Raw genomic sequence first — 26,731 nt, 5'->3', positions numbered from 1 at the left:
CCAATGTGGGAGCTGGCTTGCCTGCGATAGCGGTGGGTCAGCAATACATCTGTATTTGACAGACCGCTATCGCAGGCAAGCCAGCTCCCACAATTGGACTGTTGCGTTCTTCAGGTCGTATTTCAATCGTCCACCTGCTTGGGTGGCGGCAAGGTGAAACCCGACACCGACCTGCGCAACTGACTGGCCATCTTCGCCAGGTTACCAATGCTCTCGGCGGTCGCGGTCGACCCCGACGACGTCTGTGTGGTGATCTGCTGGATCACATTCATGGTCAGGGAAATCTGCCCGGCCGAAGACGTCTGCTGCTGCGCCGCATTGGAAATGCTCTGGATCAGCGCCGCCAGGGTTTTCGACACGCCTTCGATCTCTTCCAGCGCGACCCCGGCATCCTGGGCCAGGCGTGCGCCGCGCACCACCTCGGTGGTGGTCTGCTCCATGGAGATCACTGCTTCGTTGGTGTCGGCCTGGATCGCCCGCACCAGAGTTTCGATCTGCCGGGTGGCCGCCGACGAGCGCTCGGCCAGGCGTTGCACCTCATCGGCCACCACCGCAAAACCGCGCCCGGCATCGCCTGCCATGCTGGCCTGGATCGCGGCGTTGAGGGCGAGGATATTGGTCTGGTCGGCAATGTCGTCGATCAGGCTGACGATGTCGCCAATTTCCTGGGATGACTCGCCCAGGCGCTTGATGCGCTTGGCGGTGTCCTGGATCTGTTCGCGAATGTTGTCCATGCCATGGATGGTGTTGTGCACCACCTCGTTGCCTTTGTTGGCGATCTCAACCGAGCGCTCTGCCACCGCTGAGGACTCGGCGGCGTTGGCCGATACCTGGTCGATCGACTGCGCCATCTGGTTGATCGCGGTAGACGCTTCGGCAATCTGCTGCGCTTGATGCTCCGACGCCTGGGCCAGGTGCATGGCGGTGGCCTGAGTGTCTTGCACTGCACCGGCGACTTGCCCGGCCGTCAGGTTGATGGTGGCGACCAGGTCGCGCAATTGGTCCACGGAGTAGTTGATCGAATCGGCGATGGTGCCGGTGAAGTCTTCGGTAACCGAGGCGGTGACAGTGAGGTCGCCGTCGGCCAGGTCTTCAATTTCATCCAGCAGGCGCATGATCGCGTTCTGATTGCGCTCGTTCTTCTCGGCGGTTTCACGCAGTTGGCGGTTGGTCTCGCGCACCATCACCAGGCCGATCAGGATGATCGAGGCCAGCGCCAACAGGCCCAGCAGATAGCCGCCGATGGTGTCGAAACTGCGCCCGCCGGCGAGGTTTTCAAAACCGGTGGCCAGGTGCGAGGCTTCATCAAGCAGGGTTTGCGACAGGTTGAAGATATGGCTCGCCGAAGCCCGCACCTGGAACAACTGCGGCGAGGTTTCGAGGATTTCATCCACGGAGCCTGAGACAAACTCGAACAGCTCGGCAATCTCCACCAGCCGCGTACGGGCGTCAGGGTCTTCGACCTGAGTGATACGCAGCCCGGGGTTGCCGTTGAGCATACCGTTGAGCACCACGCCAAAACGGTTGGCGTCGCGACCGAAGGCATCGGCAGCCTGCACGGCGGTTTCATCGCCCGCAAGCACGGTGTTGACCGCCCCCAGGATCCGTTCGGCCAGCAGCGACTGGCGCTGGGCCAACGCCACCTGGCTGGCCGGGGCGCCGCGTTGCAGCAGGATATCGACGACTTTTTCCGACTCCATTTGCAGTTGCGGCACGGTTTCGGCCAGGGTCGCAGCCACCTGGTGCAGGGACAGAACGGTCTGCTCGCTGGCGAGGATCGCATCGGTGTTTTTCAGCAGCGCTTCCCAGTCGGTCTGCACGGCACGCATTTCGGCGCGCACCGCGCTGGGTGCGGCGGGCAAGCCGGTTTGCGGATCACCCTTTTTCAAGTAGCCCCAGCGCTGGGCAAAATCGTTGCGCGCCTCGCCCAGCAGCTTGAACGCGGCGGCCTTGCCGGCGGCGGCTTCGGTGGCGTTCTTGGCAATGCGCTGGGACAGCACGCGCAGCTCACCGGCGTGGCCGATGTACTGCTTGTCGTAGGTGGACTGGGTGTTGAGGTACGCAAAGTTGGCGAACAGCAACATGATGAACACGATCAAGGCGATAAACAGCACAATGATCTGCGAACGGCTGCGCGAAGCGGCCTGGGGTTTGGGCGTAGTAACGGTGCTCATGCGGCGACATCCATGAAGCCAGGGGCCTGGGCCAAAGCGAAGGGGCTGAAGACTTGCCACTGCGGGTCGCCGTCGAACTGGCCCTGGATAAAGGGCGCGCCGGACGCGGTGCTGGCCATCCAGGCATCCAATGGGAAGTGCTGCATACCGACCACTTCGTCTACCAGCAGCCCGACAAACACGTCATTGAACTCCACGACCAGCACCCGCCTTTGCTTGCGCGCCTTGGATAACTCAAGGCCAAGGAAACCGCCCAGGTCCAGCACCGGCAGCAAGCGCCCGCGCAGGTTGGCCACGCCCTTGACCCAGGGTTTGACCCCCGGCATCAAGGTGCAGCGCGGTTCATGCAACACCTCGGCGACCTCGCCCATGGGCGCCACGTACCAGTGTGGCCCCAGGCGAAAGCCGATACCGCTCCAGCGTTGCAGGCGGGTTTCCTGGGACGGCAGGTCGGCGGCCAGCAGGCGGCAACGGCGGTCGATGTCCAGCAGCAGCTCGAAGGCGGTTTGCGACTCGGTCATGATCGCGAGCCTTTAGCCGGCCAGTACCTTGTTCAGGGTGGCGATCAGTGTGTCTTCGTCCACCGGCTTGGTCAGGTAATCCTTGGCGCCCTGGCGTGCACCCCAGATCTTGTCGGTTTCCTGGTCCTTGGTGGTGATGATGATGATCGGAATACCGTTGGTTTCCGGCTCCTTGGACAACTGGCGGGTGGCCTGGAAGCCGTTGAGGCCCGGCATCACGATGTCCATCAACACGGCGTCGGGCTTTTCCTGACGAGCCAGCGCTACGCCGTCCGCGCCGTTTTCGGCTTTCAGGACTTGATGGCCGTGCTTTTCCAGCATGCCGGTCAGTTTGTACATTTCGGTCGGCGAGTCGTCGACGATCAGAACACGTGCCATGGTTTTCCCCACTACATTGGTCGGCGCCGGCCCTTGTGAGGTGGCGTCAGTGTGCTTGTTCTACTGCGGCGAAGGCAGGCACATAGGCCTTGATCGCACCCAGCAGTTCTTCCTTGCTGAAAGGCTTGGTCAAAAATTGATCGACACCCACGATGCGCCCCTTGGCCTTGTCGAACAGGCCATCCCTGGAGGACAACATGATCACCGGGATCGCCTTGAACGCCGGGTTGTTCTTCACCAGGGCGCAGGTCTGGTAGCCATCCAGGCGCGGCATCATGATGTCGACAAAGATAATGTGCGGGTGATGATCCACAATCCGCGCCAGGGCATCGAAACCGTCGATGGCGGTGATGACCTCGCACCCCATGTTCTTCAACAGTGTCTCGGCGGTGCGGCGGATCGTTTTCGAATCGTCGATCACCATCACTCTCAAGGCGTTGGAATGCTGTTCCATATCTGCTCTACCATCGCCACAGCGAATCGGTTTTCGGTGTGTACTGCCTGATGTTGCACAGGATGAGCGCCGCAAGCCTTGGAATTCAAGGGCTGCTACGCCGTGGCAGTCTTTTTAGCACAGTCTCCGGGCGCAATCTATCGAGGCACCCACCCGGTGGTTTTTCCTTGACCCACAACAACCACAGCGCCACTCTGACGCCACTTTTATGCGCCCTAATTTGCTAGAGGAAACCCCCCATGAGCGTTCGCGTCGGCATTGTCATGGACCCTATCGCCAGCATTTCCTATAAAAAGGACAGCTCGCTGGCCATGCTCCTGGCCGCCCAGGCCCGCGGCTGGACGTTGTTCTATATGGAACAGCGCGACCTGTACCAGGGCGACGGCGAGGCGCGGGCGCGGATGCGCCCGTTGCAGGTATTCGCCAACCCCGAGAAATGGTTCGAGCTTTCGGATGAAATCGACAGCCCCCTGAGCGACCTCGATGTGATCCTGATGCGCAAGGATCCGCCGTTCGACATGGAGTTTGTGTACTCCACCTACCTGCTGGAGCAGGCCGAACGCGCCGGCGTGTTGATTGTCAACAAGCCGCAGAGCCTGCGCGACTGCAATGAAAAGCTGTTTGCCACCCTGTTCCCGCAGTGCACGCCGCCGACCGTGGTCAGCCGCCGCGCCGATGTACTGCGTGAATTCGCTGCCAAGCATGGCGATGTGATCCTCAAACCGCTGGACGGCATGGGCGGCACTTCGATCTTCCGCCACCGCGCTGGCGACCCGAACCTGTCGGTGATCCTCGAAACCCTGACTGCGCTGGGCACCCAGCAGATCATGGGCCAGGCTTACCTGCCGGCGATCAAGGATGGCGACAAGCGCATCCTGATGATCGACGGCGAGCCGGTGGACTACTGCCTGGCGCGCATCCCGGCAGCGGGCGAGACCCGTGGCAACCTGGCGGCCGGTGGTCGTGGTGAAGCACGGCCGTTGTCGGACAAGGACCGCTGGATCGCCGCTCAAGTTGGCCCGACCCTGCGCGAAAAAGGTCTGCTGTTTGTCGGACTCGACGTAATTGGTGAGAACCTCACGGAAATCAACGTCACCAGCCCTACCTGTATTCGCGAGATCGACAATGCATTTGGCACGAACATCGGCGAAATGCTGATGGCCGCCATTGAGCGCAAGCTACAAGCCAAGTGACATAGAACAGCCGGACACACACCAACATTGCGTTATCATGCGCCACCTGTGAAACGCGCGATGTTGGTTTTCTTGTCATGACACTCCCGTCCGATCTGCCCCCAGAACTCACCCACAGAGGCGTGCGCCCGGCTGATCGGCTCGGATTTACCCTGTTTCTCGCCGCATTGATTCACCTCGCCTTGTTGCTGGGCGTGGGCTTCACCATGGTCGAGCCCAAGCAGATCACCAAGACCCTGGAAATCACCCTCGCTACGTTCAAAAGTGAGAAGAAGCCCGAAAAGGCCGACTTTCTTGCCCAGGACAACCAGCAGGGCAGCGGTACGCTCGACAAGAAAGCCGTGCCCAAGACCACTGAAGTAGCGCCCTTCCAGGACAACAAGGTCAATAAGGTCACCCCGCCGCCGGTGCCCAAGCCCGAGGTCAAGCAGGCAACGCCCAAGGCCGCCGTGACCACCGTTGCGCCCAAGCCGCAAAAGGCCCCGACCCAGCGCGAAAAAACCAGGACTGAACCCAAGCCCGAGCCGGTGAAGCCCGCGCCAACCTTCGACAGTTCGACGCTGTCCGACGAAATTTCCAGCCTGGAAGCCGAACTGGCCCACGAACAACAGCTGTATGCCAAGCGCCCGCGCATCTACCGCCTGAACGCCGCGTCGACCATGCGCGACAAAGGTGCCTGGTATAAGGACGAGTGGCGCAAGAAGGTCGAGCGCATCGGCAACCTCAATTACCCGGACGAAGCCCGGCGTCAGCAGATTTATGGCAACTTGCGCTTGCTGGTATCGATCAACCGTGACGGTTCGCTCTATGAAGTGCAGGTGCTGGAGTCCTCCGGCCAACCGCTGCTGGACCAGGCCGCCCAGCGCATCGTGCGCCTGGCCGCGCCTTTTGCGCCGTTCAGCGGCGACTTGAATGACGTGGACCGCCTGGAAATCATCCGCACCTGGAAGTTTGCCAAGGGCGACCGGCTGTCCAGCAACTGACACCGCTCCTACACTTGTCAGTTCGCCCCTCCAACGCCACACTAGCGGACATGAAAAACGTCAGCCCGACCTACCTCAAGCACCAATTCCTGATCGCCATGCCCCATATGGCCGACCCGAACTTTGCGCAGACCTTGACCTATATCGTCGAGCACACGGCCAATGGTGCCATGGGGCTGGTGGTCAACCGTCCACAGGAGCTGAGCCTGGCCGATATCCTTGAGCAATTGCGCCCGGAACTCGACCCACCGACCCGCTGCCAGGATGTGCCGATCTATATCGGCGGGCCGGTGCAGACCGATCGCGGCTTTGTGTTGCACCCCACCGGGCCGCAATACCAGGCCACGGTGGATCTTGAGGGCGTGTCACTGTCCACGTCTCAGGACGTGCTGTTCGCGATCGCCGATGGCGTCGGCCCTGAGCAAAGCCTGATTACCCTGGGCTACGCCGGTTGGGAAGCCGGGCAACTGGAGGCCGAGCTGGCGAGCAATGCCTGGCTGACCTGCCCATTCGACGCCGACATCCTGTTCAACACCGCCAGCGAACTGCGCCTTGATGCTGCCGCCGCCAAGCTGCGGGTCAACCTCAGCCTGTTGACCAGCCAGGCGGGGCACGCCTGATGGCCTTGCGTCTGATCCTGGGTTTTGACTACGGCACTAAACAGATCGGCGTAGCGGTCGGCCAGGTTATTACCGGCCAGGCCCGCGAGCTGTGCACCTTGAAGGCCCAGAACGGCATACCGGACTGGAACCAGGTTGAAGCCCTTATCAAAGAGTGGAAGCCCGACGCTGTGGTGGTCGGCCTGCCTCTGAACATGGATGGCACCCCCAGCGACATGTGCCTGCGCGCCGAAAAATTCGCGCGCCGCCTCAATGGCCGCTACAACCTGCCCTTCTATACCCACGATGAGCGCCTGACCACCTTTGAAGCCAAGGGTGAGCGTCGTGACCGCGGCGGGCAGAAGGGCAGTTACCGCGACAACCCCGTGGACGCCATCGCCGCCGCCTTGCTGTTGCAGGGTTGGCTGGATGAAAACACCGCTTTATTTGAATCCTGACCCGCCGCGATCCTGTGGGAGCGGGCTTGCCCGCGAAGAACGTTAACGATACCGCGTGAAGGCTGGATGAACGCGGTACCCATGAGTTTTTCGCGAGCAAGCTTGCGCCTACACACTTAAAAAGGAGCCCCCATGAGCCTGCCCAATCCCGCCGAACTGATCAGCCAGATGGCATTACGCCTCAAGGCGCACCTGGAACACCGCGGCATCAGCGAACCGCGCTTTATCGGCATCCGCACCGGCGGTGTCTGGGTAGCCCAGGCGTTACTGGAAGAACTGGGCAGCGATTCGCCCCTGGGTACGCTGGACGTGTCCTTCTACCGCGACGACTTCAGCCAGAACGGCCTGCACCCACAGGTGCAACCTTCGGCCCTGCCATTCGAGGTTGAGGGCCAGCACCTGATCCTGATCGATGACGTCCTGATGAGCGGCCGTACCATACGCGCCGCCATGAACGAACTGTTCGATTACGGCCGCCCGGCCAGCATTACGTTGGTCTGCCTGCTGGACCTGGATGCTGGCGAATTGCCGATCAGCCCGGATGTCGTAGGTGCAACACTGTCTTTGCAAGCCCGGCAGCGGGTAAAATTGTCCGGTCCCACGCCGCTCGAACTCGAACTGCAAGACCTTGCCCTTTAAACCGCCTTGTACAGAGTCCCCGCGATGACGCCTCTAGATGCCAAGCGCCCGCTGCAGCTCAATGCTCAGGGCCAGTTGCAACATTTCTTGTCCCTCGACGGTTTGCCCCGCGAACTGCTCACCGAAATCCTCGACACCGCCGACTCGTTCCTTGAAGTCGGCGGCCGCGCGGTGAAGAAGGTCCCGCTGCTGCGCGGCAAGACCATCTGCAATGTGTTCTTCGAGAACTCCACCCGCACCCGCACCACCTTTGAACTGGCAGCCCAGCGGCTATCGGCCGACGTGATCACGCTGAACGTGTCCACCTCGTCGGCGAGCAAGGGCGAGACCCTGCTCGACACCCTGCGCAACCTCGAAGCCATGGCCGCCGACATGTTCGTGGTCCGCCACGGCGACTCCGGCGCCGCGCACTTCATCGCCGAGCATGTGTGCCCGCAGGTAGCGGTCATCAACGGCGGCGACGGCCGCCACGCCCACCCGACCCAGGGCATGCTCGACATGCTCACCATCCGTCGGCACAAGGGCAGCTTTGAAAACCTCTCGGTGGCCATCGTCGGCGACATCCTGCACTCCCGTGTAGCACGCTCGAACATGCTGGCCCTCAAAGCCCTGGGCTGCCCGGATATCCGCGTGATCGCGCCGAAAACCCTGCTGCCCATCGGCATCGAACAGTATGGCGTGAAGGTCTACACCGACATGGCCGAGGGCCTCAAGGATGTGGACGTGGTGATCATGCTGCGCCTGCAACGCGAGCGCATGGCTGGTGGCTTGCTACCCAGCGAAGGCGAGTTCTACCGCCTGTTCGGCCTGACCACCGCACGTTTGGCCGGGGCCAAGCCGGATGCCATCGTGATGCACCCGGGGCCGATCAACCGCGGGGTGGAGATTGAGTCGGCGGTGGCCGATGGCCCACAGTCGGTGATCTTGAACCAAGTGACCTACGGCATCGCGGTACGCATGGCCGTGCTGTCCATGGCCATGAGCGGGCAGACCGCGCAACGTCAATTCGAGCAGGAGCAGGCCCAGTGAAGCTCAGCATTCTCGGCGCCCGAGTCATCGATCCAGCCAGTGGCCTGGACCAAGTTACCGATCTTTATCTGGACGCCGGCAAGATCATCGCCATTGGCGCCGCACCTGCCGGCTTCAACGCCATCGAAAGCATCGACGCCAAGGGCCTGGTGGCCGCGCCCGGGCTGGTGGACCTGAACGTCGCCCTGCGCGAGCCGGGCTACAGCCGCAAAGGCAACATCAACAGCGAAACCCAGGCCGCTGCGGCCGGTGGCGTGACCAGCCTGTGCTGCCCGCCGAACACCAAGCCGGTGCTGGACACTTCGGCGGTGACCGAGCTGATCCTGGACCGCGCCCGTGAAGCCGGCAATTGCAAGGTGTTTCCCGTCGGCGCCTTGAGCAAAGGCCTGGATGGCGAACAACTGGCCGAACTGATCGCACTGCGCGATGCCGGTTGCGTGGCCTTCAGCAACGGCCTGGAAAGTTTTCGCAGCACCCGCACGCTGTGCCGTGCCCTGGAATACGCGGCCACCTTCGACCTGACGGTGATCTTCCACTCTCAAGACCGCGACCTGGCCGAAGGCGGCCTGGCCCATGAAGGGGCAGTCGCCAGCTTCCTCGGCCTGCCGGGCATCCCGGAAACCGCCGAAACCGTGGCCCTGGCCCGAGACCTGTTGCTGGTGGAGCAAAGCGGCGTACGCGCACACTTCAGCCAGCTGACCAGCGCCCGCGGCGTTGCCCTGATCGCCCAGGCCCAGGCCCGTGGCTTGCCGGTGACGGCGGATGTGGCGCTGTACCAATTGATCCTGACGGATGAGGCGCTGATCGACTTCTCCAGCCTGTATCACGTGCAGCCTCCACTGCGTACCAAGGCCGACCGTGACGGTTTGCGTGCGGCGGTGAAGTCGGGGGTGGTGTCAGCGATTTCCAGCCATCACCAGCCTCACGAGCGTGACGCCAAGTTGGCGCCATTTGGCGCGACCGAGCCGGGTATCAGTAGCGTGGAGTTGTTGTTGCCGCTGGCAATGACCTTGGTGGAAGACGGCTTGCTCGACCTGCCGACGCTATTGTCCCGCCTGAGCGCCGGCCCGGCCGACGCTCTGCGCTTGCCGGCGGGCAAGCTTGAAGTCGGTTCGCCAGCGGACCTGGTGCTGTTTGACCTGGGCAGCTCGACGGTGGCAGGGGAGCATTGGTTGTCCAAGGGTGAAAACTGCCCGTTCATTGGCCACAGCCTGCCGGCGACGGTGCGGTACACCTTGATGGATGGGCGGATCACTTACCAGGCCTGAAACCGGTCTAGAGTGAGCGCAGTAAAAAATGTGGGAGGGGGCTTGCTCCCTTCCACATTTTGTTCTCTATAGGGCCGAGAGATCAGCGGCCGTTATTGCGCTCGGCATTGCGGATCGAGATCTGCGTATTCAACGTCCAGAAGTCATACAGCACCCCAATCAGGAACAAACCGCCGGTCAGCAGGTAGATCAGGCCGGTGATCCATTTGCCCTGGTACATACGGTGCACACCGAACAGGCCCAGGAACGCCAACAGGATCCACGCGACGTTGTATTCGATAGGCCCGGCGGTAAAACGCAGGTCGGCTTCACGGTCCATGGCCGGGATGAGGAATACGTCGATCAACCAACCAATGCCCAGCAGGCCGAAGGTAAAAAACCAGATCGTGCCGGTCACGGGTTTGCCGTAATAAAAGCGATGCGCCCCGGTAAAACCGAAAATCCACAGCAGGTAACCGATCACCTTGCTATGGGTATCTTGCTGCTGACCAACCTGTTGATAGGTGTTCATGGAGTACCTCTTTTGCTTCGATAGATAAATTTTTTCATTTTCTTTGTGACTTTTTTACGAGCGCCCGACGTACGGCAAATGGTATCTTCCTGTCCTCAAAGCCTTATGCCACCTGACTTGTGTAGGACAATTGCGGCAATTCGTCGCGTTTTTCCTGGATTTGACCCCAAGGTTCAGTCGACAAACGGCCTGAGAACGACACAAAAAGCTGTTATAAAGTTGCGCGCAAACCCATAAGAGCCACGCCTAATGCGACCATTTTTCAAGACATGGCTGACCATCTGCCTATTAATGCCACTGGCCGCCCACGCCACCAATCGTGAGCAACGACTTCCGAACGTCAATGGTTTCACCCCTAAAGTCCACAGCACAACCACCAAGGCCAAATCGGTAAAGCTGACCGTCAACCGCCCGACTCAACTGAGCAAGGCACACGGTAAAGCAACACCCGGCCTGATGGCTGTCAACACCAAGCAAAGCAGCAACGTCCTCAGCCGTGCCGTCAACGTGCTGGGTACTCCTTATCGTTGGGGCGGTAGCAGCCCAAGTAAAGGGTTCGACTGCAGCGGCCTGGTGAAATATGCATTCAACGATGTAAAAGCCGTGGATTTGCCACGCACTTCCAACGCCATGGCTGCCGGCCACGGCTTGAAGGTTGATCGCAAAGACCTGAAGCCCGGCGACTTGTTGTTCTTCAAGCTCAAGAGCCGCCAGGTCAATCACGTAGCCATCTACCTGGGCAACGACCGTTTTATCCACGCGCCGCGTCGTGGCAAGTCGGTGAGCATCGACACGCTGAAAAAGCCATTCTGGGACAAGAACTACGTGATTGCCAAGCGTGTGCTGCCTAAAGAGCAGAACAGCAACCTGCGGATCGTGCAGCGCTAAGCCAGGCGCCACTGAAGCTCCCCATTTGAAATGCAATCAAATGTGGGAGCTGGCTTGCCTGCGATGACGGTGTGTCAGTTGGCAGAGAGAGCGCCTGACAGCCCGCTATCGCAGGCAAGCCAGCTCCCACATGAGTATCTGTGCGTTTTAGATATCTGCAGGCACCCTCGCCTTCTCCCGCGCCTCTTCCCGGCTGACCAGCCCCGCGCCGACCAACGTCTTCAAACTCATATCCAGGGTCTTCATCCCCAACGCGCCACCGGTCTGAATTGCCGAAACCATCTGCGCCACCTTGTCCTCACGGATCAGATTGCGAATCGCCGGCGTGCCCAGCATGATTTCATGGGCGGCCACACGGCCGCCGCCGACCTTCTTCACCAGTACCTGAGACACCACCGCCTGCAACGACTCCGACAACATCGAGCGGACCATGGCCTTTTCCCCGGCCGGGAAGACGTCCACCAGCCTGTCTACAGTCTTTGCAGCCGATGAAGTGTGCAGGGTGCCAAACACCAGATGCCCGGTCTCAGCTGCCGTCAAGGCCAGGCGGATGGTTTCCAGGTCGCGCAATTCGCCCACCAGGATCACATCCGGGTCTTCCCTCAGGGCCGAGCGCAGGGCCACGCAGAAGCTGTGGGTGTCGCGGTGCACCTGGCGTTGGGTGATCAGGGCCAGTTTCGGCCTGTGGATAAATTCGATGGGATCTTCAAGCGTGAGGATGTGCTGGCGCCAGTGCCGGTTCAGATAATCGATCATCGCCGCCAGCGTCGTGGACTTGCCCGAACCCGTAGGCCCGGTGACCAGCACCAGGCCACGGGGAAACTGAGCCATACGCTGGAATACCTCGCCCAACCCGAGGTCTTCCAGGCTCTGGACCTCGGTCGGGATGGCACGAAACACCGCGCCTATACCGCGATTCTGGCGGAACACGTTCGCCCGAAAGCGTGCGACTCCCGGCAATTCGAAGGCAAAATCCGTTTCAAGAGATGTTTCGAAATCCTTTTGTTGGTGTTTATTCAACAAAGGGCTCACCAGATCGACCAGTTGCGCTGCGCTCAGCACCGGCTCATCCATCGGCCAGACCTCGCCATCGACTCGCACCATCGGCGCCAGGCCGGCCGACAAATGCAGGTCACAGGCGCCACGGCTTACGCTGGCCGTCAGCAATTGCGTGATATCCATAGGGCTTTCCATTTCCAGTAGAATGCCGCGGACTCCATATCCACGGGCGCATCTTGAATGTCGACGATAGCAGACAACATCGGCCTGGTTAGCCAGCGCATCCGCGCCGCAGCCGACGCCGTGCAACGTGACGCAAGCAGCATCCACCTGCTGGCCGTGAGCAAGACCAAACCCGCACAAGCCGTGCGCGACGCCTATGCCGCCGGGATGCGCGATTTTGGCGAGAACTACCTGCAGGAAGCCTTGGGCAAACAGGCGGATTTAACCGACCTGCCCTTGAGTTGGCACTTCATCGGCCCCATTCAATCGAACAAGACTCGCGCCATCGCCGAGAACTTCGCTTGGGTGCATTCTGTGGACCGCCTGAAAATCGCACAACGCCTGTCCGAACAACGCCCGGCCGACCTGCCGCCGCTGAATATCTGCATCCAGGTCAATGTCAGTGGCGAGGCCAGCAAATCTGGCTGTACGCCGGCCGACCTGCCAGCCCTGGCCAACGCGATCAGCGCCCTGCCGCGCTTGAAGCTGCGCGGCCTGATGGCGATCCCCGAGCCGACTAAAGACCGGGCCGCACAGGATGCGGCGTTTGCCAGCGTACGCGACCTGCAAGCCAGCTTGAACCTGGCGCTGGACACACTTTCCATGGGCATGAGCCATGACCTTGAGTCGGCCATCGCCCAAGGCGCCACCTGGGTGCGGATCGGTACCGCCCTGTTTGGCGCCCGCGACTACGGCCAGCCGCAAAATGGCTGACTTCCCTCGAAAATAAGGACCTGTCATGAGCAACACGCGTATTGCCTTTATCGGCGCCGGTAACATGGCGGCCAGCCTGATCGGTGGCCTGCGGGCCAAGGGCCTGGAGGCCGAACAGATCCGCGCCAGCGACCCGGGCGCAGAGACCCGCGAGCGCGTCAGCGCCGAACACGGCATTGAAACCTTTGCCGATAACGCCGAAGCCATCCACGGCGTCGATGTGATCGTGCTGGCGGTCAAGCCCCAGGCCATGAAGGCCGTGTGCGAAAGCCTGCGCCCAAGCCTGCAGCCGCATCAATTGGTGGTGTCCATTGCCGCCGGCATCACCTGTGCCAGCATGAAAGCCTGGCTCGGTGACCAGCCGATCGTACGTTGCATGCCCAATACCCCAGCGTTGCTGCGCCAGGGCGTAAGCGGTTTGTACGCCACCGCTGAAGTCAGCGCGCAGCAGCGTGACCAGGCTCAGGAGTTGCTGTCTGCGGTGGGCCTTGCCGTATGGCTGGAGCAGGAGCAGCAACTGGATGCGGTCACCGCCGTTTCCGGCAGCGGCCCGGCCTACTTCTTCCTGTTGATCGAGGCCATGACCGCCGCTGGCGTCAAGCTGGGCCTGCCCCACGACGTTGCCGAACAACTGGCTGAGCAAACGGCCCTGGGCGCCGCGAAAATGGCTGTCGGCAGCGATGTCGATGCCGCCGAACTGCGCCGGCGGGTAACGTCGCCGGGCGGCACCACGCAAGCCGCCATTGAATCGTTCCAGGCCGGGGGCTTTGAGGCCCTGGTGGAAAAAGCACTGGGTGCCGCGGCACATCGTTCGGCCGAGATGGCTGAGCAACTGGGCAAATAGTCGTCCCTTACCAAGGTAATCAAACATGCTCGGAATCAATGACGCTGCCATTTTCATCATTCAGACCTTGGGCAGCCTGTACCTGCTGATCGTGCTGATGCGCTTTATCCTGCAACTGGTGCGGGCGAACTTCTACAACCCGTTGTGCCAGTTCGTAGTCAAGGCCACCCAACCGCTGCTCAAGCCACTGCGCCGGGTGATCCCGAGCCTGTTCGGCCTGGACATGTCGTCGCTGGTGCTGGCGTTGCTGCTGCAGATCCTGCTGTTCGTGGTGATCCTGATGCTCAACGGCTACCAGGCGTTCACCGTGCTGCTGTTGCCGTGGGGCCTGATCGGTATTTTCTCGCTGTTCCTGAAGATCATTTTCTGGTCGATGATCATCAGCGTGATTCTCTCGTGGGTCGCACCCGGTAGCCGTAGCCCGGGTGCCGAACTGGTGGCTCAGATTACCGAACCGGTGCTGGCACCCTTCCGTCGCCTGATCCCGAACCTGGGTGGCCTGGATATCTCGCCGATCTTTGCGTTTATCGTGATTCAGCTGCTGCAAAGCTGGGTGATTCCACGCCTGGCGTACTTTGCCTACATGCCCAAAGAGCTGTTCGGCCTGATCTGAATGCCGTAGCCCCTATAGGAGCTGGCTTGTGTGGGAGCTGGCTTGCCTGCGATAGCATCACCTCGGTGTGTCTGAAACCGCGGTGCCTGCATCGCGGGCAAGCCCGGCTCCCACATCAACCCTTCCCACATTTTGTATCTGCGTACTGGTACAGACCATTGCTTGCCGCTAGGGTCCCCGCTCTTTAGACTTACGCCTCATTTAAACGAGAGCAGGGTCGATGCCAGCTGCCTTCCCCCCCGATTCTGTTGGACTGGTCGTGCCTCAAGTGGCGCACTTCAGCGAACCGCTGGCCCTGGCCTGCGGCCGTTCGTTGCCTGCCTACGACCTGATCTACGAAACCTACGGCCAACTGAACGCCACGGCGAGCAACGCCGTGCTGATCTGCCACGCCCTGTCCGGCCACCACCACGCCGCCGGTTTCCACAGCGTTGACGAGCGCAAACCCGGCTGGTGGGACAGTTGCATCGGCCCCGGCAAGCCCATCGACACCAACAAGTTCTTCGTCGTCAGCCTCAACAACCTCGGCGGCTGCAATGGCTCCACCGGCCCCAGCAGCCTCAACCCGGACACCGGCAAGCCATTCGGCGCGGACTTCCCGGTGTTGACCGTAGAAGACTGGGTACACAGCCAGGCACGCCTGGCCGACCTGCTGGGCATCCACCAGTGGGCCGCAGTCATTGGTGGCAGCCTGGGCGGTATGCAGGCGCTGCAATGGACCATCAGCTACCCGGACCGCGTGCGCCACTGCCTGGCTATCGCCTCGGCGCCCAAGCTGTCGGCGCAGAACATCGCCTTCAACGAAGTGGCACGCCAGGCCATCCTCACCGACCCCGAGTTCCACGGCGGTTCGTTCCAGGAAGCCGGCGTGATCCCCAAGCGCGGCCTGATGCTGGCGCGGATGGTGGGGCATATCACCTACCTGTCCGATGATTCCATGGGCGAAAAATTCGGTCGCGGCCTCAAGAGCGAGAAGCTCAACTACGACTTCCACAGCGTCGAGTTCCAGGTGGAAAGCTACCTGCGCTATCAGGGTGAAGAATTCTCCGGGCGTTTTGACGCCAACACCTACCTGTTGATGACCAAGGCCCTGGACTACTTCGACCCGGCGGCCAACCACGACGACGACCTGGCGAAAACCTTCGAGCACGCCACGGCCAAGTTCTGCGTGATGTCATTCACTACCGACTGGCGCTTCTCGCCGGCCCGCTCCCGTGAGCTGGTGGATGCGCTGATGGCCGCCAAAAAAGACGTCTGCTACCTGGAGATCGATGCACCGCAGGGCCACGACGCCTTCCTGATTCCGATCCCGCGTTACCTGCAGGCCTTTAGCAACTACATGAACCGAATCGCACTGTGAGAACGCCATGAGAGCCGACCTGGAAATCATCCAAGACTGGATCCCCGCCGGCAGCCGCGTGCTCGACCTGGGCTGCGGCGATGGCGAACTGCTGAGCTGGCTGCGCGACAACAAGCAAGTCACCGGCTACGGCCTGGAAAACGACCCGGACAACATCGCCCAGTGCGTGGCCAAGGGCATCAACGTAATCGAGCAGGACCTGGACAAGGGCCTGGGCAACTTCGCCAGCAACAGCTTCGATATCGTGGTGATGACCCAGGCCCTGCAAGCGGTGCACTACCCGGACCGCATCCTCGACGAAATGCTGCGCGTTGGCCGCCAATGCATCATCACCTTCCCCAATTTCGGCCACTGGCGCTGCCGCTGGTACCTGGCCACCAAGGGCCGTATGCCGGTCTCGGATTTCCTGCCGTACACGTGGTACAACACGCCCAACATCCACTTCTGCACCTTCGAAGACTTCGAAGCGTTGTGTGGCGAGCGTGAAGCCAAGGTCATCAACCGCCTTGCCGTCGATCAACAGCACCGCCACGGCTGGGCGAGTAAGCTATGGCCCAATCTATTGGGCGAAATCGGTATTTACCGGGTCAGCAGTCCTGGCCTGACCGACCACAAAGTTGCCGTCTAATCATCTTCAAGAGGGACGTTCATGAGTCGTTTGGCTATTTTTCTATTGACCGCATGCCTGGGCGCCAGCGCCATGGCTGCAGACGCTATCGACGCTAATCGCAAGAAAGACTTTGGCGATATCACCGTCCACTACAACACCTTTACCTCCAGCTTCCTGCCACCCGAGACCGCTCAGAAAGTCGGCGTAGTGCGCAGCAAAGAGAAGGGTTTGATCAATGTGACTGTGATCAAGGGCGTGGCCCCGGTCGCGGCCCAGGTGACCGGCACCATCAAGGATTTGGGCGGCAAAAGCGAGATCCTGACGTTCAAGCAAATCGAAGAGAAAGGCGGCATCAGCTACCTCGCGCCCTACTCGGTGACCCAGCGGGAATACAAGACATTTACCATCAACGTTGAAACCGGCGGCAAAGCCCATGGTTTCCAATTCAACCAAGAACTGTTTCCGGCCGAATGATGAACCTTACCCAACTCGTACTGGCCAGCCATAACACCGGCAAACTCAAAGAACTGCAGGCCATGCTCGGCGAATCCGTGCAACTGCGTTCGATTGGCGAGTTCAGCCAGGTCGAACCGGAAGAAACCGGCTTGTCGTTCGTTGAGAACGCCATCCTCAAGGCCCGCAACGCAGCACGCATCTCCGGCCTGCCGGCCCTGGCGGATGACTCGGGCCTGGCGGTGGACTTTCTCGGCGGCGCGCCCGGCATTTATTCGGCCCGTTACGCTGACGGCAAGGGCGACGCAGCCAATAACGCCAAGCTGCTCGACGCGCTCAAGGACGTGCCCGACGCCGAACGTGGTGCACAGTTCGTCTGCGTGCTGGCCCTGGTGCGACATGCCGATGACCCGCTGCCGATCCTGTGCGAAGGCTTGTGGCACGGGCGCATCCTGCACGCCGCCAGCGGTGAGCATGGCTTCGGTTACGACCCTTTGTTCTGGGTGCCGGAGCGCAATGTCTCCAGCGCCGAACTGAGCCCGGCCGACAAGAACCAGATCAGCCACCGCGCCCGCGCCATGGTGTTGCTGCGCCAGCGCCTGGGCTTGAAATGACCCAGAACACCTCTGCGCAGCCGCTGATCCACGGTGGCGCGCAAACACCACGGGCGGCCCTGCCCCACCTGCCGCCCCTGGCGCTGTACATCCACATCCCTTGGTGCGTGCGCAAATGCCCGTATTGCGACTTCAACTCCCACACCGCCAGCAAGGTGCTGCCGGAAGAAGAGTATGTAGATGCATTGCTGGCGGATCTGGATCAAGACCTGCACGCCGTTTATGGCCGGGAGCTGAGTTCGATTTTCTTCGGTGGCGGCACGCCCAGCCTGTTCAGCGCCGCCGCGTTGGGCCGCTTGTTAAAAGGCGTGGAAGCCCGTATTCGGTTCGCCGCGGATATCGAGATCACCCTGGAAGCCAACCCCGGGACCTTCGAGCAAGAGAAGTTCGTGGCGTACCGCAAACTGGGGATCAATCGCCTGTCCATCGGCATCCAGAGCTTCCAGCAAGAGAAGCTTGAAGCCCTGGGCCGTATTCACAATGGCGATGAAGCCGTGCGCGCCGCTGGCATGGCGCGCCAGGCAGGGTTCGATAACTTCAACCTGGACTTGATGCACGGTTTGCCCAACCAGTCCCTGGACGACGCCCTGGGCGACCTGCGCCAAGCCATTGCGCTCAAGCCGACACACCTGTCCTGGTACCAACTGACCTTGGAACCCAACACCGTCTTCTGGAACCAGCCGCCCGCGCTGCCGGAAGACGACACACTGTGGGACATCCAGGAAGCCGGCCAGGCGCTGCTCGCCGAACACGGTTACGCGCAATACGAGGTGTCGGCCTATGCCCAGCCCGGCCGCCCGGCGCGACACAACCTGAATTACTGGAGCTTTGGCGACTTTATCGGCATCGGCGCCGGCGCCCACGGCAAGCTCAGCCACCCGGACGGGCGCATCGTACGCACCTGGAAAACCCGCGCCCCCAAGGACTACCTCAACCCGGCCAAAAGCTTCCAGGCCGGAGCGAAAGAGCTGACCAACGACGAACTGCCGTTCGAGTTCCTGATGAACGCTCTGCGCCTGACCGAAGGGGTCGATGCCAAGCTCTACGCCGAACGCACCGGCCTTGATCTGGCCAGCCTCGATGAAGGCCGCCGCGAGGCAGAACAAAGTGGATTAATGCAGGTCGAACCGTCACGCCTGGCGGCAACCGACCGCGGGCAACTCTTTCTCAATGACCTGTTGCAGACGTTTTTGAGCTGATCGCTCTTAAGGAAATCGAATGGATCTGGTACTCGACCTGCTCGCCACCGTATCCCGCTGGAGCCGTAGCAACCTGTCGGAAATCTCCCTGGCCCTCGTGGGCTGCTTGCTGGTGCTGTTCGGCGCCGATATCAAGGGCTGGGTCGAAGCACGTCTGGGCAACATTGCCGGCGCCTTGCGCGTACCCTTGATGGCCCTGCTGTGCCTGATCGGCAGCGGTGCGGCGTTGATCTACGCTACGCCGTGGATTGTGCGGGGGCTGAGCCAATTCAATAACTACAGCCTGGCGCCGGTGTTGATCGTGGTGCTGGTGTTGATTGGGGTAGTGGCAGACCGGCGCTGATCCCAGGCCCAACACAGATACAAATGTGGGAGGGGGCTTGCTCCCGATTGCGGTGTATCAGCCAAAGATTTGGTGGCTGACACCCTGCTATCGGGAGCAAGCCCCCTCCCACATTTGATTGCATTTCAAGCTGATGACTGTTTAAGCCAACTTCTCAAACTTCAAATCCCACACCCCATGCCCCAATCGCTCGCCGCGGCGTTCGAACTTGGTGATCGGCCGCTCGGCCGGGCGTGGCACGCATTTGCCGTCTTCGGCCAGGTTGCGGTAGCCAGGGGCAACGTTCATCACTTCCAGCATGTATTCCGCGTACGGTTCCCAGTCGGTGGCCATGTGCAGGATACCGCCCACTTTCAGCTTGCTGCGCACCAACTCCGCAAAGGACGCCTGGACGATACGACGCTTGTGGTGACGGGCTTTGTGCCACGGGTCGGGGAAGAACAGCATCAGGCGGTCGAGGCTGTTGTCGGCGATGCAGCGGTTGAGCACTTCAATCGCGTCGCAGTCGTAAACTCGCAGGTTGGTCAGGCCCTGGGTCAGCACGCCATTGAGCAATGCGCCGACACCTGGACGGTGGACTTCCACACCGATGAAATCCTGCTCCGGCGCGGCCGCGGCCATTTCCAGCAGGGAGTGGCCCATGCCGAAACCGATTTCCAGGGAGCGTGGGGCCGAACGGCCAAACACCTGGTCGTAATCAACCGGCGCATCGGCCAGGGGCAAAACGAACAGCGGCGTGCCTTGCTCCAGGCCCTTTTGCTGGCCTTCGGTCATACGGCCGGCGCGCATCACAAAACTCTTGATGCGGCGGTGCTTGGACTCGTCGCCCGCTTCCACGGTGTTCGGCGTTTCGTTTGATTCAGTCATCAATAGCTCTTACTTGATCAGACCATCCAGCGGCGAAGAGGCGCTGGCATAGAGTTTTTTCGGCATGCGCCCGGCGAGGTAGGCCAGGCGGCCCGCGACGATCGCGTGTTTCATGGCTTCGGCCATCATGATCGGTTGCTGGGCGTGGGCGATGGCCGAGTTCATCAGCACCGCGTCGCAGCCCAGTTCCATGGCGATGGTCGCGTCGGAGGCAGTGCCCACGCCCGCATCCACCAGCACTGGGATCCTGGCTTCTTCAAGGATGATCTGCAGGTTGTACGGGTTGCAGATGCCCAGGCCGGAACCGATCAGGCCAGCCAGTGGCATCACCGCGATGCAGCCGATTTCTGCCAGCTGCCGGGCGATGATCGGGTCATCGCTGGTGTAGACCATCACGTCAAAGCCTTCCTTGACCAGGGTCTCGGCGGCCTTGAGGGTTTCGATCACATTGGGGAACAGGGTTTTCTGGTCGGCCAGCACTTCCAGCTTCACCAGGTTGTGGCCGTCCAGCAACTCACGGGCCAGGCGGCAGGTGCGCACGGCTTCGATGGCGTCGTAGCAACCGGCGGTGTTCGGCAGGAAGGTGTAGCGGTCTGGGGACAGCACTTCGAGCAGGTTCGGTTCGCCTTCAATCTGGCCCAGGTTGGTGCGGCGCACGGCGAACGTCACGATTTCGGCACCCGAGGCTTCGATGGCCTGGCGGGTCTCTTCCATGTCGCGGTACTTGCCGGTGCCGACCAGCAAGCGGGACTGGTAGGTACGACCGGCCAGGACGAAAGGCTTGTCGTTACGAACGATGCTCATGGGAAATCCTCTGTTTGGATGAGGTTCTGCAGAATGCGTTACCGCCGTGGCGGGCTAACCGCCACCGATGGCGTGGACCACTTCGACCTGGTCGTTTTCCTTCAGCGAGGTCTCGGCGTGCTGGCTACGCGGGACGATATCCAGGTTGAGCTCCACTGCGACGCGACGCCCGGTCAGGTCCAGGCGGGTCAGCAGGGCTGCGACGGTTTCACCGTCGGGCAGTTCAAAGGGTTCGCCGTTCAACTGAATGCGCATGCCACGGGCCGCCATCGTTTTTAGGGGCCCGCATTCTAGCGCGATTGGGACCTGCCGGTCAGCTCCAAGCGTCAAGCGGTCAAAGCTGCAAGCGCCACGCTGCCAGGCCAAGGAAGAACCAGCCAAGCAGGAACGCCAGCCCGCCGAACGGCGTAATGATCCCGAGTTTGCTGATGCCAGTCATCGTCAGCACATACAGGCTGCCCGAGAACAGCAGGATACCGACGGTAAACGAGATACCCGCCCAACTGACCAATCGACCGGGAATATGCGCCGCCAGCAACGCCACGCCGAACAACGCCAGGGCGTGCACCAGTTGGTAGGTCACGCCGGTATGGAAGATCGCCAGGTAGTCGGCGCTCAGGCGGTTTTTCAGGCCGTGGGCGGCGAACGCACCCAGGGCGACACCGGTAAAACCGAAAAAGGCAGCCAGCATCAGAAAGCTACGCAGCATGGGGAACTCCAGTCAGACTCATCGGGCAGGGTCTGTATAATGGCCCGCTCAACGGGTTCGGCCAAGCCATCTCTATGCTGCGTGTCCTCTTCAAACGCTTTCTCAACGTCGTGAAATGGTTCGCCATCGGCAGTGTGTTGCTGGTGCTGCTGTTTCGTGTGGTCCCGCCCCCGTTTACCGCGTTGATGGTGGAGCGCAAGGTCGAGTCCTGGATCGACGGCGAACCCATTGACCTGCAACGCAGCTGGGTACCGTGGGATGAAATCAGCGATGACCTCAAAGTGGCGGTGATGGCCGGTGAAGACCAGCGCTTCCCGCAACATTGGGGCTTTGATTTTGGCGCGATCCAGGCCGCGATCCTGCACAACGAACGCGGCGGCTCGATTCGCGGCGCCAGTACGCTGAGCCAGCAAGTGTCGAAAAACCTGTTCCTGTGGGCCGGCCGCAGCTATTTGCGCAAGGGCCTGGAAGCGTGGTTCACCGGGTTGATCGAGGTGCTGTGGCCCAAGGAGCGGATTCTTGAGGTGTACCTCAACAGCGTGGAGTGGGATGACGGCGTGTTTGGTGCCGAAGCGGCGGCGCGGCATCACTTTGGCGTGAGCGCCAAGGGGCTTTCGCGGCAACAGGCCAGTTATCTGGCGGCGGTGTTGCCTAATCCACGGGTGTGGAGTGCCAGCCACCCGACAGCTTATGTGGCACGGCGGGCGGCGTGGATTCGTCAGCAGATGAGTCAGTTGGGTGGGGATGGCTACCTGACTGAGCTGAACAACTCTCGAAAAGCCCCCTGGTCCAACTGACACAACACAAAACAAATGTGGGAGGGGGCTTGCTCCCGATAGCGATAGATCAGTCACTTTGATGTTGACTGACACTCTGCTATCGGGAGCAAGCCCCCTCCCACATTTTTAACCCAGCATTGCCAGCTGGATCAGGCGGCGATCGACAACTTCAACTTGTTCATCGCGCTTTTCTCAAGCTGACGAATCCGCTCGGCCGACACGTTGTACTTCTGCGCCAGGTCATGCAGCGTGGCTTTCTCTTCTGCCAGCCAGCGCTGGTAGAGAATGTCACGGCTGCGGTCGTCCAGCACTTCCAGCGCTTCGTGCAGGTTGTGGTTGGAATTGTCACTCCAGTCGGCGTCTTCCAGTTGACGCGCCGGGTCGTACCGGTGGTCTTCCAGGTAGTTGGCAGGCGATTGGAAGGCGCTGTCGTCATCCGCTTCGGCGGCTGGGTCAAAGGCCATGTCATGGCCGGTCAGGCGGCTTTCCATCTCGCGCACTTCACGAGGCTCCACACCGAGGCTTTCAGCCACGCGGTGGACTTCCTCGTTGTTCAGCCACGCCAGGCGTTTCTTCTGGCTGCGCAGGTTGAAGAACAGTTTGCGCTGGGCCTTGGTGGTCGCGACTTTCACGATGCGCCAGTTGCGCAGGATGAACTCGTGGATTTCCGCCTTGATCCAGTGCACGGCGAACGACACCAGGCGCACACCCATTTCAGGGTTGAAGCGCTTTACAGCCTTCATCAGGCCAACGTTGCCTTCCTGAATCAGGTCAGCCTGGGCCAGGCCGTAGCCACTATAGCTACGGGCGATATGTACAACAAAACGCAGGTGGGCGAGCACCATCTGCCGAGCCGCCCCCAAATCCTGCTCATAGTAGAGACTCTCGGCCAGTTCACGCTCCTGCTCGGGTGTCAGCAATGGAATGCTGTTGACCGTGTGCACATAGGCCTCCAGGCTCGCACCCGGGACCAAGGCATAAGCAGGTTGCAAAGAAGTGGTCATACGAAAAAACCTCCGACTCACATAACTCGTGCAGTTCAGCACTGCGAAAATTGACCTGGGAACCGTAGGACAAGTTCCCTAAACCACTGATACGGTCAATACAAACGAAACCACATTAATCTGGCATTAACTACTTCGGCGCCAGTTCACGTAAATGCCGTGCTACCGCAATCCAGGCACCGATATACCCCAACAACACCGCGCCAAGCAAGAGACTCAGACCATCGGCTACCGGCACCCCGGCCAGGGCAAAATCACTGCCATACAAACCCGCCAGCCCGACAACCGCGTCGTTCAACCAATTCAGGCCAAACGCCAGCACGCCCCAGGACAACACCCCGGCACCCAGGCCATAAAGCGCGCCCATGTACAGGAAAGGACGGCGTACATAGCTGTCCGTGCCGCCGACCAGTTTAATCACTTCTATCTCGGTGCGACGGTTTTCAATATGAAGACGAATGGTATTACCTATCACCAAAAGTAATGCAGACACTAATAACACCGTCAGGCCGAACACAAAGCGGTCACCCAGCTTGAGGATCGCGGCCAGGCGCTCTACCCAGACTAGATCAAGTTGGGCCTGTTGCACCTTGGGCATCTCTGCGAGTTTTTGTCGCAGGGCCTCCAGCGCCGGCTTGTCGACCTCGTTCGGCGTCACCAGCACCACGCCCGGCAGCGGGTTCTGCGGCAGCTCCTTGAGCGCCTCGCCCAGGCCGGACTGCTGCTGGAATTCTTCAAGGGCTTGATCGCGGCTTATGTATTCGGCATCCGCTACGCCCGGAATGTTCTTGATGTCGTCGCGTAGCGCTTCGCCGTCCTTGCTGCTGGTGTCCAGATTCAGGTACAGCGATATCTGCGCCGCCCGCTGCCAGGAACCGCCGAGGCGCTCCACATTATTAAGCAGCAGCGACAAGCCCATCGGCAGGCTCAAGGCTACGGCCATGACCAGGCAGGTGAAAAAGCTGCCGATCGGCTGTTTGCCCAGGCGACGCAGGCTGTCAAGCAGGCTGGCGCGATGGCTTTCGATCCAGGCGCGCAGCAAGGTGCCGAAGTCCGGGCCATCGTCTTCGTCACGCTTTTTCTTCGGCGGTTGCGGATCGGCAGGCTTGGGTGCCACGCGTTCGGATACTTTGGGGCTACGGGTAGCACTCATACGCCAGCCTCCCCATCACCGATCAAGCGGCCACGTTGCAAGGTCAACATACGATGGCGCATACGGGCGATCAGGGCCAGGTCGTGGCTGGCGATCAATACGCTGGTGCCCAGCCGATTGATGTCTTCGAACACCCCCATGATCTCGGCCGCCAGGCGCGGGTCGAGGTTACCGGTGGGTTCGTCCGCCAGCAGCAAGGCCGGGCGGTGGACGATGGCGCGGGCAATACCGACGCGCTGTTGCTGGCCGGTGGACAGGTCCCCCGGGTAAAGGTCGGTCTTGTCCGACAATGCCACGCGCTCCAGCGCCGAATCCACGCGCTTGACGATTTCGGCTTTGGACAGCCCGAGAATCTGCAGCGGCAGCGCGATGTTGTTGAACACCGTGCGATCGAACAGCAGCTGGTGATTCTGGAACACCACGCCGATCTGGCGGCGTAGAAACGGAATTTGCGCATTGCTGATGGTAGCCAGGTCCTGGCCCGCCAGCAGCAACTTGCCGGTGGTCGGGCGCTCCATGGCGAGTAACAGGCGCAACAGCGTGCTTTTGCCAGCGCCCGAGTGACCGGTGACAAACAAGAACTCGCCGCGACGCACTCGAAAGCTCAGCTCATGCAAGCCCACATGCCCGTTGGCATAGCGTTTACCGACCTGTTCGAATCGAATCATGAACGCTCCCGCTCGGCAAACAGTGCCTGTACAAAGGGTTCGGCTTCAAAGGTGCGCAGGTCGTCGATACCTTCACCGACACCGATATAACGAATCGGCAACCCGAACTGTTTAGCCAGGGCGAAAATCACCCCGCCCTTGGCCGTGCCGTCGAGCTTAGTCAATGCCAGGCCGGTCAGCTGCACCGTCTGGTTGAATTGTTTGGCCTGGCTGATGGCGTTCTGACCAGTACCGGCGTCGAGCACCAGCAAGACTTCATGCGGCGCATCGGCGTCGAGCTTGCTGATCACACGGCGCACTTTCTTCAGCTCTTCCATCAGGTTGTCTTTGGTGTGCAGGCGCCCGGCGGTATCGGCGATCAACACGTCGATATTACGCGCCTTGGAGGCCTGCACGGCATCGAAGATCACCGAAGCGGAGTCGGCGCCGGTGTGCTGGGCGATCACCGGGATCTTGTTGCGCTCGCCCCATACCTGCAACTGCTCGACGGCGGCGGCACGGAAGGTGTCACCGGCGGCGAGCATGACTTTCTTGCCCTCGCCCTGCAGCTTCTTGGCCAGCTTGCCGATGGTGGTGGTTTTGCCCGCGCCGTTGACGCCGACCACCAGGATCACGAACGGCTTGTTCGGGGTGATCACCAACGGCGCTTCCACGGGCTTGAGCATTGCAGCCAGTTCGGCCTGCAAGGATTTGTACAACGCATCGGCGTCGGTCAGTTGCTTGCGCGCGACCTTCTGAGTCAGGCTCTGGATGATCACGGCAGTGGCTTCGACACCCACATCGGCGGTGAGCAGGCGGGTTTCGATGTCTTCCAGCAGTTCATCGTCAATGACCTTCTTGCCCAGAAACAGGCTGGCCATACCTTCGCCGATGCTGGCGCTGGTCTTGCTCAGACCCTGCTTGAGGCGGGCGAAAAAGCCGCTCTTGCTGGTTTCGGCTGGCGCGACAGGCTCTTCGATGACCGCAGGCTCGGCAACGACAGCAGGCACTTCAACCGGGATTTCGACCGCTGGCGGCGTCTGGACCACTACCTCTACCGGTGGCGCCACCGGAATGGGCGGCGTCACGTGTTCAGCCTGCACATCTTCAACCAGTGCCACCGGCTCTTCGGCTACCGGTAGCGCAAGCCACGGTTTGTGCTCGGGCTCGGGCTCCGGCTCGGGTTCTGCCTCGACCACCGGCTGCAATACCGGCTCCGCGATGGGCAACACCACCGGCGCCGGCGTCTCGGCAACCGGCTCGGCTTCCACTATAGGCTCTGGAATAGGCTCAGCTTGAACCTGCGGCTGTTCGACGACGGTTTCCTGCGGCTTTTTGCGCAGCCATCCGAACAGGCCTTTTTTCTCGCCAGCCGCAGCTGGGCTCTTCTTGTCGTCGTTGGAACCAAACATGGAGGACGGCTATCTCAAAGTAGCGATGCGCCAGGGCGCCTCGGTAAATAAATTCGATGCAGAACAGACTGCTTTAACGCCCGCTTGTTCATGCGCAACATTTTGTAAGGCGTAAATAAGTGCCTTGGCAAATCGTTTCAATATGGGACTGAAGCGATAAAATCGGCGAAACGTGGAAGATTGTCGGGGAAAAACGCCAACTACTCCAACTTTCCTACGACTGAACCCAGGACTAGATGACGACCGCAGTGGCCGTCCCTAAATCGGATCAGTATCCTAGCACCTCCTCG

The 26,731-nt window shown here is 60.9% G+C and carries 32 protein-coding genes; 18 read left to right on the top strand and 14 right to left on the bottom strand.

Annotation, left to right across the window (positions count from 1 at the left end):
- Nucleotides 1-122 precede the first annotated feature (122 nt).
- From E4O98_RS20835 to pilG, 4 genes are read right to left on the bottom strand one after another with little or no spacing between them, the layout of a single operon-like run.
- Complete coding sequence (locus E4O98_RS20835) at nt 123-2,174, bottom strand: methyl-accepting chemotaxis protein (protein ID WP_032878941.1); 2,052 nt, start codon at nt 2,172-2,174, stop codon at nt 123-125.
- Nucleotides 2,171-2,695, bottom strand: a complete 525-nt coding sequence (locus E4O98_RS20830; RefSeq protein WP_032878938.1) for a chemotaxis protein CheW — start codon at nt 2,693-2,695, stop codon at nt 2,171-2,173. Before E4O98_RS20830 ends, E4O98_RS20835 begins: the two co-directional genes overlap by 4 nt.
- Nucleotides 2,696-2,707: 12 nt before the next feature.
- Entirely contained in the window at nt 2,708-3,073 is a 366-nt protein-coding gene (gene pilH, locus E4O98_RS20825) for a twitching motility response regulator PilH (protein WP_003234583.1), read from the bottom strand.
- 46 nt (nt 3,074-3,119) lie between these two features.
- Nucleotides 3,120-3,527, bottom strand: a complete 408-nt coding sequence (pilG, locus tag E4O98_RS20820) for a twitching motility response regulator PilG (protein ID WP_005792254.1) — start codon at nt 3,525-3,527, stop codon at nt 3,120-3,122.
- 239 nt (nt 3,528-3,766) lie between these two features.
- Between pilG and gshB the strand changes: the two genes are divergently transcribed.
- From gshB to E4O98_RS20785, 7 genes are all read left to right on the top strand, one after another.
- Nucleotides 3,767-4,720, top strand: coding sequence for a glutathione synthase (gene gshB, locus E4O98_RS20815; RefSeq protein WP_005792255.1), 954 nt, complete (start codon nt 3,767-3,769; stop codon nt 4,718-4,720).
- A gap of 77 nt (nt 4,721-4,797) precedes the next feature.
- Nucleotides 4,798-5,703, top strand: coding sequence for an energy transducer TonB (locus E4O98_RS20810; protein WP_032878937.1), 906 nt, complete (start codon nt 4,798-4,800; stop codon nt 5,701-5,703).
- Between the two features lie 50 nt (nt 5,704-5,753).
- Nucleotides 5,754-6,323: a YqgE/AlgH family protein gene (locus tag E4O98_RS20805; RefSeq protein WP_005792257.1), complete on the top strand. Its 570-nt coding sequence runs from the start codon at nt 5,754-5,756 to the stop codon at nt 6,321-6,323.
- Nucleotides 6,323-6,760, top strand: a complete 438-nt coding sequence (gene ruvX, locus E4O98_RS20800; RefSeq protein ID WP_005792259.1) for a Holliday junction resolvase RuvX — start codon at nt 6,323-6,325, stop codon at nt 6,758-6,760. Before E4O98_RS20805 ends, ruvX begins: the two co-directional genes overlap by 1 nt.
- A 132-nt stretch (nt 6,761-6,892) precedes the next feature.
- Nucleotides 6,893-7,399 carry a bifunctional pyr operon transcriptional regulator/uracil phosphoribosyltransferase PyrR gene (gene pyrR / locus E4O98_RS20795; RefSeq protein WP_005792260.1) on the top strand — a complete coding sequence of 169 codons (507 nt, stop codon included), beginning with the start codon at nt 6,893-6,895 and terminating at the stop codon, nt 7,397-7,399.
- A 24-nt stretch (nt 7,400-7,423) separates the two neighbouring features.
- Complete coding sequence (locus E4O98_RS20790; protein ID WP_032878936.1) at nt 7,424-8,428, top strand: aspartate carbamoyltransferase catalytic subunit; 1,005 nt, start codon at nt 7,424-7,426, stop codon at nt 8,426-8,428.
- Nucleotides 8,425-9,696: a dihydroorotase gene (locus tag E4O98_RS20785; RefSeq protein WP_228309078.1), complete on the top strand. Its 1,272-nt coding sequence runs from the start codon at nt 8,425-8,427 to the stop codon at nt 9,694-9,696. Before E4O98_RS20790 ends, E4O98_RS20785 begins: the two co-directional genes overlap by 4 nt.
- 82 nt (nt 9,697-9,778) lie before the next feature.
- On the opposite strand, the gene E4O98_RS20780 is transcribed toward E4O98_RS20785, so the two are convergent.
- Nucleotides 9,779-10,207: a TM2 domain-containing protein gene (locus tag E4O98_RS20780; RefSeq protein ID WP_032878933.1), complete on the bottom strand. Its 429-nt coding sequence runs from the start codon at nt 10,205-10,207 to the stop codon at nt 9,779-9,781.
- A 249-nt stretch (nt 10,208-10,456) separates the two neighbouring features.
- Between E4O98_RS20780 and E4O98_RS20775 the strand changes: the two genes are divergently transcribed.
- Nucleotides 10,457-11,095 (top strand): C40 family peptidase, encoded by a 639-nt coding sequence (locus E4O98_RS20775; protein WP_005792265.1) that lies wholly within the window; start codon nt 10,457-10,459, stop codon nt 11,093-11,095.
- Between the two features lie 147 nt (nt 11,096-11,242).
- On the opposite strand, the gene E4O98_RS20770 is transcribed toward E4O98_RS20775, so the two are convergent.
- Complete coding sequence (locus tag E4O98_RS20770) at nt 11,243-12,277, bottom strand: type IV pilus twitching motility protein PilT (protein ID WP_248136144.1); 1,035 nt, start codon at nt 12,275-12,277, stop codon at nt 11,243-11,245.
- Between the two features lie 57 nt (nt 12,278-12,334).
- Here E4O98_RS20770 and E4O98_RS20765 point away from each other — a divergent pair, with 57 nt between their 5' ends.
- The 9 genes from E4O98_RS20765 to E4O98_RS20725 all read left to right on the top strand — a co-directional run bounded on the left by E4O98_RS20765 (nt 12,335) and on the right by E4O98_RS20725 (nt 19,066).
- Entirely contained in the window at nt 12,335-13,030 is a 696-nt protein-coding gene (locus tag E4O98_RS20765; protein ID WP_032878930.1) for a YggS family pyridoxal phosphate-dependent enzyme, read from the top strand.
- 25 nt (nt 13,031-13,055) lie between these two features.
- Nucleotides 13,056-13,874 carry a pyrroline-5-carboxylate reductase gene (proC, locus tag E4O98_RS20760; protein ID WP_248136142.1) on the top strand — a complete coding sequence of 273 codons (819 nt, stop codon included), beginning with the start codon at nt 13,056-13,058 and terminating at the stop codon, nt 13,872-13,874.
- A gap of 25 nt (nt 13,875-13,899) precedes the next feature.
- Complete coding sequence (locus E4O98_RS20755) at nt 13,900-14,487, top strand: YggT family protein (RefSeq protein ID WP_003195087.1); 588 nt, start codon at nt 13,900-13,902, stop codon at nt 14,485-14,487.
- 220 nt (nt 14,488-14,707) lie between these two features.
- Complete coding sequence (locus tag E4O98_RS20750; RefSeq protein WP_005792271.1) at nt 14,708-15,847, top strand: homoserine O-acetyltransferase; 1,140 nt, start codon at nt 14,708-14,710, stop codon at nt 15,845-15,847.
- Nucleotides 15,848-15,854: 7 nt separating this feature from the next.
- On the top strand, nt 15,855-16,475 hold the full coding sequence (gene metW, locus E4O98_RS20745) for a methionine biosynthesis protein MetW (protein WP_005792273.1): 621 nt from the start codon (nt 15,855-15,857) through the stop codon (nt 16,473-16,475).
- Nucleotides 16,476-16,496: 21 nt separating this feature from the next.
- On the top strand, nt 16,497-16,931 hold the full coding sequence (locus E4O98_RS20740) for a DUF4426 domain-containing protein (protein ID WP_078822557.1): 435 nt from the start codon (nt 16,497-16,499) through the stop codon (nt 16,929-16,931).
- Nucleotides 16,928-17,524, top strand: a complete 597-nt coding sequence (gene rdgB / locus E4O98_RS20735) for an RdgB/HAM1 family non-canonical purine NTP pyrophosphatase (RefSeq protein WP_078822558.1) — start codon at nt 16,928-16,930, stop codon at nt 17,522-17,524. The genes E4O98_RS20740 and rdgB overlap by 4 nt, the downstream gene beginning before the upstream one ends.
- The gene (hemW, locus tag E4O98_RS20730) at nt 17,521-18,723 is read left to right on the top strand and encodes a radical SAM family heme chaperone HemW (protein ID WP_078822559.1); all 1,203 of its coding nucleotides are present in this window, start codon (nt 17,521-17,523) and stop codon (nt 18,721-18,723) included. The genes rdgB and hemW overlap by 4 nt, the downstream gene beginning before the upstream one ends.
- 19 nt (nt 18,724-18,742) lie before the next feature.
- Nucleotides 18,743-19,066, top strand: coding sequence for a DUF3392 domain-containing protein (locus tag E4O98_RS20725; RefSeq protein ID WP_005792278.1), 324 nt, complete (start codon nt 18,743-18,745; stop codon nt 19,064-19,066).
- Between the two features lie 141 nt (nt 19,067-19,207).
- On the opposite strand, the gene trmB is transcribed toward E4O98_RS20725, so the two are convergent.
- The 4 genes from trmB to E4O98_RS20705 all read right to left on the bottom strand — a co-directional run bounded on the left by trmB (nt 19,208) and on the right by E4O98_RS20705 (nt 21,446).
- Nucleotides 19,208-19,933: a tRNA (guanosine(46)-N7)-methyltransferase TrmB gene (trmB, locus tag E4O98_RS20720; RefSeq protein WP_032878921.1), complete on the bottom strand. Its 726-nt coding sequence runs from the start codon at nt 19,931-19,933 to the stop codon at nt 19,208-19,210.
- Between the two features lie 9 nt (nt 19,934-19,942).
- Nucleotides 19,943-20,737, bottom strand: coding sequence for a thiazole synthase (locus E4O98_RS20715; protein WP_032878919.1), 795 nt, complete (start codon nt 20,735-20,737; stop codon nt 19,943-19,945).
- Between the two features lie 54 nt (nt 20,738-20,791).
- On the bottom strand, nt 20,792-20,992 hold the full coding sequence (thiS, locus tag E4O98_RS20710) for a sulfur carrier protein ThiS (protein WP_032878918.1): 201 nt from the start codon (nt 20,990-20,992) through the stop codon (nt 20,792-20,794).
- 79 nt (nt 20,993-21,071) lie between these two features.
- Nucleotides 21,072-21,446, bottom strand: coding sequence for a DUF423 domain-containing protein (locus E4O98_RS20705; RefSeq protein WP_005792284.1), 375 nt, complete (start codon nt 21,444-21,446; stop codon nt 21,072-21,074).
- A 74-nt stretch (nt 21,447-21,520) separates the two neighbouring features.
- On the opposite strand from E4O98_RS20705, the gene mtgA reads away from it, so the two are divergent.
- A complete protein-coding gene (mtgA, locus tag E4O98_RS20700) occupies nt 21,521-22,243 on the top strand; it encodes a monofunctional biosynthetic peptidoglycan transglycosylase (RefSeq protein ID WP_078822561.1) in 723 nt (240 codons plus the stop codon).
- Nucleotides 22,244-22,374: 131 nt separating this feature from the next.
- On the opposite strand, the gene rpoH is transcribed toward mtgA, so the two are convergent.
- From rpoH to ftsY, 4 genes are all read right to left on the bottom strand, one after another.
- The gene (gene rpoH / locus E4O98_RS20695) at nt 22,375-23,229 is read right to left on the bottom strand and encodes an RNA polymerase sigma factor RpoH (protein WP_177014538.1); all 855 of its coding nucleotides are present in this window, start codon (nt 23,227-23,229) and stop codon (nt 22,375-22,377) included.
- A gap of 130 nt (nt 23,230-23,359) precedes the next feature.
- Nucleotides 23,360-24,382, bottom strand: a complete 1,023-nt coding sequence (gene ftsX / locus E4O98_RS20690; protein WP_032878914.1) for a permease-like cell division protein FtsX — start codon at nt 24,380-24,382, stop codon at nt 23,360-23,362.
- Nucleotides 24,379-25,050 carry a cell division ATP-binding protein FtsE gene (ftsE, locus tag E4O98_RS20685; protein ID WP_003213784.1) on the bottom strand — a complete coding sequence of 224 codons (672 nt, stop codon included), beginning with the start codon at nt 25,048-25,050 and terminating at the stop codon, nt 24,379-24,381. The genes ftsX and ftsE overlap by 4 nt, the downstream gene beginning before the upstream one ends.
- Nucleotides 25,047-26,441: a signal recognition particle-docking protein FtsY gene (gene ftsY / locus E4O98_RS20680; RefSeq protein ID WP_032878911.1), complete on the bottom strand. Its 1,395-nt coding sequence runs from the start codon at nt 26,439-26,441 to the stop codon at nt 25,047-25,049. The genes ftsE and ftsY overlap by 4 nt, the downstream gene beginning before the upstream one ends.
- Between the last annotated feature and the right edge of the window lie 290 nt (nt 26,442-26,731).

This window comes from Pseudomonas sp. W2Jun17, from assembly GCF_023127795.1.
Taxonomy (GTDB): domain Bacteria; phylum Pseudomonadota; class Gammaproteobacteria; order Pseudomonadales; family Pseudomonadaceae; genus Aquipseudomonas; species Aquipseudomonas synxantha_A.
This window is presented reverse-complemented; position numbering and strand designations above follow the sequence as displayed.